The 7576-nt window shown below is 68.9% G+C and carries 7 protein-coding genes and 1 tRNA gene; 7 read left to right on the plus strand and 1 reads right to left on the minus strand.

Annotation, left to right across the window (positions count from 1 at the left end; all coding sequences use genetic code 11):
• The first annotated feature begins 107 nt into the window (after positions 1-107).
• The 7 genes from ACFWX1_RS24275 (at position 108) to ACFWX1_RS24305 (ending at position 7330) form a co-directional block, all read left to right on the plus strand.
• Positions 108-860, plus strand: a complete 753-nt coding sequence (locus ACFWX1_RS24275; protein WP_378390872.1) for a recombinase family protein — start codon at positions 108-110, stop codon at positions 858-860.
• The gene (locus tag ACFWX1_RS24280; protein ID WP_378390874.1) at positions 857-2107 is read left to right on the plus strand and encodes a DNA-methyltransferase; all 1251 of its coding nucleotides are present in this window, start codon (positions 857-859) and stop codon (positions 2105-2107) included. The genes ACFWX1_RS24275 and ACFWX1_RS24280 overlap by 4 nt, the downstream gene beginning before the upstream one ends.
• On the plus strand, positions 2104-3156 hold the full coding sequence (locus tag ACFWX1_RS24285) for a DNA-methyltransferase (protein ID WP_378390876.1): 1053 nt from the start codon (positions 2104-2106) through the stop codon (positions 3154-3156). The genes ACFWX1_RS24280 and ACFWX1_RS24285 overlap by 4 nt, the downstream gene beginning before the upstream one ends.
• On the plus strand, positions 3153-4526 hold the full coding sequence (locus ACFWX1_RS24290) for a DNA-methyltransferase (RefSeq protein ID WP_378390878.1): 1374 nt from the start codon (positions 3153-3155) through the stop codon (positions 4524-4526). The genes ACFWX1_RS24285 and ACFWX1_RS24290 overlap by 4 nt, the downstream gene beginning before the upstream one ends.
• Positions 4527-4694: 168 nt before the next feature.
• Entirely contained in the window at positions 4695-5219 is a 525-nt protein-coding gene (locus ACFWX1_RS24295) for a hypothetical protein (protein WP_378390880.1), read from the plus strand.
• A gap of 3 nt (positions 5220-5222) precedes the next feature.
• On the plus strand, positions 5223-5423 hold the full coding sequence (locus ACFWX1_RS24300) for a hypothetical protein (protein WP_378390884.1): 201 nt from the start codon (positions 5223-5225) through the stop codon (positions 5421-5423).
• Complete coding sequence (locus tag ACFWX1_RS24305) at positions 5375-7330, plus strand: recombinase family protein (protein ID WP_378390886.1); 1956 nt, start codon at positions 5375-5377, stop codon at positions 7328-7330. Before ACFWX1_RS24300 ends, ACFWX1_RS24305 begins: the two co-directional genes overlap by 49 nt.
• Here the strand turns inward: ACFWX1_RS24305 and ACFWX1_RS24310 are convergent.
• Positions 7299-7372: transfer RNA gene (locus tag ACFWX1_RS24310), tRNA-Arg, on the minus strand. The two genes, ACFWX1_RS24305 and ACFWX1_RS24310, sit on opposite strands and share 32 nt — an antisense overlap.
• Between the last annotated feature and the right edge of the window lie 204 nt (positions 7373-7576).

Consider the following 7576-nt stretch of genomic DNA (forward strand, 5'->3'; position numbering starts at 1 on the left):
CCATACGGCCACCGCTCCCGAGGACACGAGCCGCCCCGCGTAGTCCTGCGCCGCAGCGTTCGGCCACGCCACTCACCTCACACAACCGCCGATCAGGAGAGCATGAGATGAACGTCGCGCACGAGTCCCATCACCGCCTCCGCCGTGCCGGCCGAGGCGAGGATCCCGTGCTCTATCCGGCCGTGCGGGGCCGCGACCGCGCGCAGGAACCGGGATGGTGGCGCCACCTACGCGAGACCCTCGCCGACTATCTGACCACTGACCAGGCCCGACGGGAGATGGCTGATCGCGGCGTCCGCTCGTACCAGGACAAGCTGGCCCGGCGATCGCGCGCAGTACTGGAGCAGCGCACCCGCGAGGGCTGGTGGCTCGGCCCCGCGCCGTACGGCTACGCGCTGGAACACCACTGGGTCGAGAACCGGCCCGGCCGCTGGGGCTGGCGACACCGCCTGACCGTCGATAACGCCCGCGCGTCGATCGTCCCGCTGATCTTCCACTGGTCCCTGCACGAGACACTCAGCGACCGCGCCATCGCGCGGCGCCTGACCGACGAACAACACCCGCCCCCGCTCGACCCCATCACCGGACACACTCGACCGTGGGCACCGTCCGCGGTGCGCACCATCCTGGACAACCCCGTCCACCTCGGCTACGTCGTGCGTGACCGGACACGGCGCGGGCAGATCCAGCCACCGGAATCCTGGACCTGGTCCACGGCGCGCACCCATCGCGCGCTAATCGAGCCGACAGTGTTCTGGGCCGTCCACGCCAGCCGACACCCCGGGGCACGCGCGAACGCCGAGATCACGAACACGAACAACGGCGACGGTCGGCAGCACGGCAACCGGGAGGCCGCGTGAACCCGCAGCCGACCCACACGGTCCACTACCAGGACGAGAGCGTCACCCTCTACACCGGCGACGCCACCACCACCCTCGCCAGTTTGCCGGATAGCTCGGTGGACTGCGTAGTCAGCAGTCCGCCGTACTGGGGACTGCGTGACTACGGCACCGGTACCTGGGTTCGTGGCGACCCCGACTGCGCACATCGGGCCGCGGCCGGACGCGGCGGCAACGTACCCCAGTCCAAACACCCCCGCCTCGCATATCCGGCCTCGGCGGCACACCGCGGAGGTGTGCCCCAGCGCTGTCGCCGCTGCGGCGCCCGGCGTGAGGACGACCAGCATGGGCTGGAGCCGACTCCGCAGGACTACATCGACCGGCTCCGCGGAGTGTTCGACGAGTTGCACCGGGTCCTGGCTGATACCGGCACGGTGTGGTTGAACCTGGGCGACTCCTACGCCACCGACCCACTAGGCCGCAGCGATCATGCGATGCGTGCGAGCACGGTGTCCGGGCGCAGCGCTGCGGAGCCGCTGCGGGAATCCGTGCGCCGCGCCGGAGCGCGCCGGACCGGGGTGCTGCCGCGGAAGAACCTTGTCGGGATGCCGTGGCGGGTCGCGTTCGCGCTACAAGCCGACGGGTGGATTCTGCGCAACGCGATCGTGTGGCACAAACCCAACGCCATGCCCGAATCCGTGCGCGACCGGCTGTCCAACCGGTACGAGATGCTGTTCCTGCTCGTCAAGCAGCAACGGTATTTCTTCGACCTCGACCCGATCCGGGAACCGCTCGCGCGTCCCGAGGCGCTCGGTGAGGGCATCGTCATCGGCGGCGTCCACAAGGGACGCCGCGCGGGGATCGACGCGACCGCGCGCCGACGCGGGAACAGCGTGTATGGCAAGTACCACGACACCGACCCGTTCCCCGCGAAAGCGCCGGGCGAGGCGATGCGGCCGACCGGTTCCCAGCACACTGCCGCGCACGAGCGCGGGAAGAATCCCGGCGATGTCTGGTCGGTCACCACCCGTCCTTTGCGGGAGGCGCATTTCGCGGCGTTCCCGGTCGACATCCCGTTGCGGTGCATCGCTGCCGGGTGCCCGGAGGGCGGGGCCGTGCTCGACCCGTTCAGCGGCGCCGCCACCACCGGCATGGCCGCCCGTCGGCTCGGCCGCTCCTACATCGGCATCGACCTCAACCCCGACTTCCACGACATCGGACTCCGCCGCCTCAACCTCGCAACGGACGCGAGGGGAGCGGCAGCGTGACCACCTTCCGCGCGCCCTATCACCAGTCCGACGGCGTGACCCTCTACGCCGTCGACGCGGCAGCCGGAATCGCCGCATTGCCGGACCGTTCGGTGGACTGTCTGGTCACCAGTCCGCCGTACTGGCGCCTGCGCGACTACGCACCCGACACGTGGACCGGTGGCCGGCCCGGATGCCGCCATCGCCCGGCTGAAGCCGACACCCCGACGGAGGGCGTCAGCGGTCGGCGAGACTGCCGGGACTGCGGAGCCCTGCGCGAGCACCCGCAGCTCGGGCTCGAACCAACAGCGGAGGAGTACCTCGACGCCGTGCGGGCGGTGCTCACTGCGGCACGGCGCGTGCTCTCGCCGCGGGCGACGGTGTGGATCAACCTCGGGGACAGCTACTCCACCAATTCCGACGGCTACTGGTGCACCGCACCCGGTCAGGCCGGCCAGCCGCGCTATCGGCCGGTCGCCGACGTGCCGCACAAGAACTTGCTCGGCATGCCCTGGCGCCTCGCCTTCGCGCTGCAAAGCGATGGCTGGATCTTGCGTTCGGCGATCGTCTGGCACAAGCCGCACGCGACGCCTACGCCGATCCGGGATCGGCTCGCCGCCCGCCACGAGATGATCTTCCTGTTCGTGACGCAACCGGACTACTACTTCGACCTCGATGTGATCCGTCAGCCCTACACCGGCGACCGCGCCCTGTCCCGCCGTGCCCATCGCGGTGGCACCAAACCGAACACCGCCCGCGGAACCTGGCCCCGCACACCGGCACACGGGCAGCGTGGACGCAATCCCGGCAACGTGTGGACCATCCCGCCGGACCGGTCCCGCGCCGGGCACCCCGCCCCCTCCCCGCTGGAGATCCCGCGCCGCTGCATCGCGGCCGGATGCCTGCCCGGTGGTCACGTGCTCGACCCGTTCAGCGGCAGCGGCACCACCGGCGTCGCCGCTCGCGAACTCGGCCGTCGCTTCACCGGCATCGACACCAATCGCCACTATCACGACATCGCGATACGCCGCATCACCGGCACTGCCCCGGAAACGGGTGTGCCGCGATGACCGGCGAGGCCGACGCGTTCGTCGAGCCCACGATCGTCCAGGGCGACGCCCGCGCTCTTCCCGTGCCCGACGCCAGTGTCGATCTGGTCGTCACCAGCCCGCCCTACTTCGGCCTGCGGACCTACCGGGACGGACCCACCGCCTACCCTGGCCAGCTCGGAGCCGAGGACACCCCGGGCGACTACCTCGACCACCTGATCGCGTGCACCCGCGAGATGATCCGGGTCCTCAAACCGTCCGGGTCGGTGTTCGTCAACCTCGGCGACAAGTACTCCAGCCCCCGCACCGGCCGCTTCCCGGGCGGGCCCCGCAGCACCCGGGGTGGCCCGGACACCCGTAACTGGCGCCCCTCCGGGGTTCCCGCGAAATCGCTGATCGGCTTGCCCTGGCGCTACGCCTTGCGTTGCATCGACGAACTCGGCCTGATCCTGCGCGCCGAGATCATCTGGAGCAAACCCCACGGGCTACCCGAGTCCGTGCGCGACCGGGTCCGCCGCAGTCACGAAACCTGGTTCCACTTCACCCTCAACTCCCGCTATTACAGCGCGATCGACGCGATCCGCGAACCGCACGCGGCGGCCACGCTCGCCCGGTACCGGACGGGACTTCGAGCCAGTACCCGGGCTCACGACGCCGACCGGTATGGCGCCGCGCGCGAGGGCATTCCCGCCGGGCATCAGGCGAACCCACTGGGCAAGCTGCCCGGATCGGTCTGGTCCATCCCGGCGCAACCGCTGCATGTACCCCAGGAACTCGGCATCGAGCACTACGCCGCCTTTCCCGTCGAGTGGCCGACGCGGCTGATTCTCGGGTGGTCCCCGCGCCGCGTGTGCACCGCGTGCGGGCAAGGCCGCCGCCGCGTCCCGATCGCGCACGGCCTGGACATCTCCCGGCCGCAGACACGCCGCGCGCTGGAACTGGTCCGCGAGCACGGCCTCACCGAAGCCCACCTGACCGCACTGCGATCCGCCGGACTGAGCGACACGCCACGAGCCACCAACACCCAAGACCGCCCGGCCCGCCGCGATCATTCAGCCAGGCAGCTCGTCGCCGAAGCACGCGCCGCCCTGGGCGGCTACGCCCGCGAGTTCCTGCTCGCCCGCGCCACCGCCTTCGCCGACACCTGCGGGTGCGCGGACACCCGCACTCCCAGCGTGCCCAGCGTGGTGCTCGATCCCTTCGGCGGCACCGGAACCACCGCGCTCGCCGCCGCCGTGCACGGCCGACACGGAATCTCCGTCGATGCCAGCAGAGACTACTGCCGACTCGCTGCCTGGCGTATCCGCAACCCTCGCCAGCAAGCACGAGCCCGCACCGCCGGTCCACCTTCGGCAGCCGCTCCGGCACCACCGGGCCGCGTTGCCGCGTGACACGGCGCCCCCGCGCGGTGACGCCGGGGCGCTTGTGCGGGCCCACTCGTTCGGGGCCTCCATTTTCCGCCGATCGACGCTACGATTCCAGGCCCGCGACACCCCGGAAACGCGCTGACCAGCTGGTTTGAGCTGAGGCGCCGGACAGAGGCACCCAGGCAAGGAGGCATGCTCACGATGTCCGCCGCGGCAGCGGCCGCGTTCACCGGCCGCCGAACCAACCCGTCGCCCGAGCCCATCCGGGCGGCGTTCTACGGACGCAAGAACAGGACGGACACCGACGCCCTACGTCTGCTGGCGCGGCAGTATCTGATATGCGAACAGGCGTTTCGTGGTCGTGTGGTGATGACCCGCTGCTTCTATGACCTGCCGTCTCCAGTGGACACGGCCACGCTGCGTGCCGCGGGACTGCCCAAAAAGGACGGTGGGTGGAACGACCTCGCCGCCTCCCTGACAACCCCAGACCCGGGCTTCGACCTGATCGTGTGCGATCAGATGGAGCGGCTTTCGCGCGACCGGTGTGTTGCCTTTGCTCGCGAACGTCTCGCAGCGCACCACTGCGTCCCGATCGCTTATGCCACCGAGCCCTGGGACCCGGCCCTGGAGATGCTGACAGCGGCGCGTGGCCTCACCGCTCTGCTCCGCCGCAGCGTCCTCGGCGCCCGCCACTTCGTTCTCGGGCGAGAGGTGTGAGCGGTGGCAAGGGAAAGCGAGCACCGCGACAAGGGCACTGGGCGACTGGTGCCTGACGAACCGCCGGAACTGATCGTCGAAATCCTTACTGTGGACGGCATCGAGGGAAGAAGGTTGGCCGCCGAGCAAGCGCGAGTGCTGTGGGAGGTGACGCAATGGCAGGCCCGGAACAGGTCCGTGCGTGGGCTGAGCAACGCCGCGTAGGACGCGCGCGAAGCCCCTACAGCCAAGCGGTGTGCGGCGAATCTGCCGGTATCGACTCGCGGCCAACGTTTCTTCGCTTCGCTTGGCTGGGGCGTGTGTCCACTAAGGACATGCAGGACCCGACTCTGTCGTTGCCGCGGCAGCTGGGCAACTCGCAGCGCTCGCTGCCCGAGGACGGCTTGATCGTCGCTCACTTCTATGATGTCGAGTCCGGTCGCATGGATCTCGACGCCCGGGGGAGCGGGCGCGCGCACGAGCAGTTCGATATCCCGATCCCGCGTGATGGCGGCATCCAAGACCTGCTCGCCGAGGCTGAGCGCCCCGATAGGCGCTTTGACTACGTCATCTGCGAGTCGATCGAGCGCACCGCCCGGCACATGTTCTACGGAACGTCCATCGAGCACCGCCTGGAGCGCGCAGGGGTGCGACTGCTGGCCGCCGACGAGCCGTTCCAGCTCGCCGCGGTGGACGGGCGCAAACCCAAGCGGGCCACGCAGCTGCTCACGCGGCGCATGAAGCAGAGCATCTCCGAGTTCTACGTCGTCGACATGCTGGAGAAGTCGTGGGACGGCTACGCGGTCCACGCCGAGGCCGGCTACAACATCGGCAAGCCCTGCTACGGCTATCGTGCCCGCCGCGTCCCTCACCCTGTGCCCGCCAAGCGGGCCAAAGGCATCAAGAAGACCTTCCTCGAGCTCGACCCGGACCGGGCGCCGACAGTCCGCGTCATCTTCAACCTGAGAACCACGGAACGGCTCAGCTACCAAGCGATCGCGGACCGGCTCAACGTCGATCCGGTTGCCTACCCGCCGCCCGTTCCTGCCGACCCGGCCCGTGGCGTCGGGTGCTGGACCTACTCCAACGTCCGCGACATCCTCACCAACCCGAAGTACACCGGGCACATGGTGTGGAACCGGCGAGCGCGGAAGACGCGGAACAACAAGGCCAACCCCGTCGAGGAATGGATCTGGTCTGCGCAACCTGTTCACGCACCCCTCGTCGATCTCGAAACCTGGTTGCAGGCCCAAGATGTCGGCGGACACCGCTTCGGCTCCCGCAGCATCAGCCACACCAACGCCAAGCACCCCCAGACCAAACGCGCCTACCTGCTGCGCACCTACCTCTTCTGCGAAGCATGCGGTCGACGCATGTACGGCAAGTCTCGTCGCGATCTCGCCTACTACGTCTGCGCGCCGAAGAAGGGCTACGCCCCGAAGGGGCATCCGACCGCGAGCAGCTTCTGGGTACGTGAAGAGGTCCTGGTGGACAAACTCAACGAGTTCCTCGCCGCCTATGTCTTCGGTGCCTATCGCCGAGACTTGCTGGGCGGCGCCGTCCAAGACCTCGGCCGTGAAGCCCAACGCGAGCGACAACGTCAACTCGCCGCGCTCCGACGTGAGATCGACGACGCCGGCCGCATGATCAAGAACCTCGTCCGCAGCTTCGCTCGGATCGACGAACCGACGGATGATCTCGTCCGCGAAATCAACGAGGAGCGGGCCGAGCTTCACAAACGCAAAGCTCGTCTCGCGGTACGTCTGGCCGAGTTGGAGGCGGAGGACGAGCGGGCGCCCAACCCCCAGTTGCTCGATCTCCTGCCGACAGGGGAAGTCCAAGTGGAATCGTTACCAGAAGAGGTCGCTCGGCGACTCTTCGAAGTACTGCGCCTCGAGCTGCGTTACCACAAGCCCACCAACTGTCTCAAGTGCACAGTCACCTTGGCTGGCGCGACGATCCCGGCGGCACGCCAGGCCGCAGCCGAGGCCGTGGTTCTGCCGTTCGACCGGAAGAAGAGCCTTGACCAGCGCAAACCTGAACGCAATGAGAACAAGGAGGATGCTATGTCTGACATCACTCCCGTTCCCATCCTTGCAGTGCCCTCGGCAGGACTCGAACCTGCGACCTAGAGATTAGAAGGCTCTTGCTCTATCCAGCTGAGCTACGAGGGCCCGCGCCGACGGCTGCTGCCAGTCGCCCAGCAAGCGCAGCTTAGTCGTCGCCAACCTCTCGATCGCTCGACACCGTCGAATCGTTTCAGGTCCCCTCCGGAAGTTGTGTGATCTTTCGCCCGGACGTGGCGGGCGCCCGCCGTAGCGCGTGCTCGCGGCGGCTGGCGCGGGTGGTCCCCTGGGCGCGCCGCCCCCCGCGCGCGC

This window comes from Amycolatopsis sp. NPDC059021, from assembly GCF_042739895.1.
Lineage (GTDB): Bacteria > Actinomycetota > Actinomycetes > Mycobacteriales > Pseudonocardiaceae > Amycolatopsis.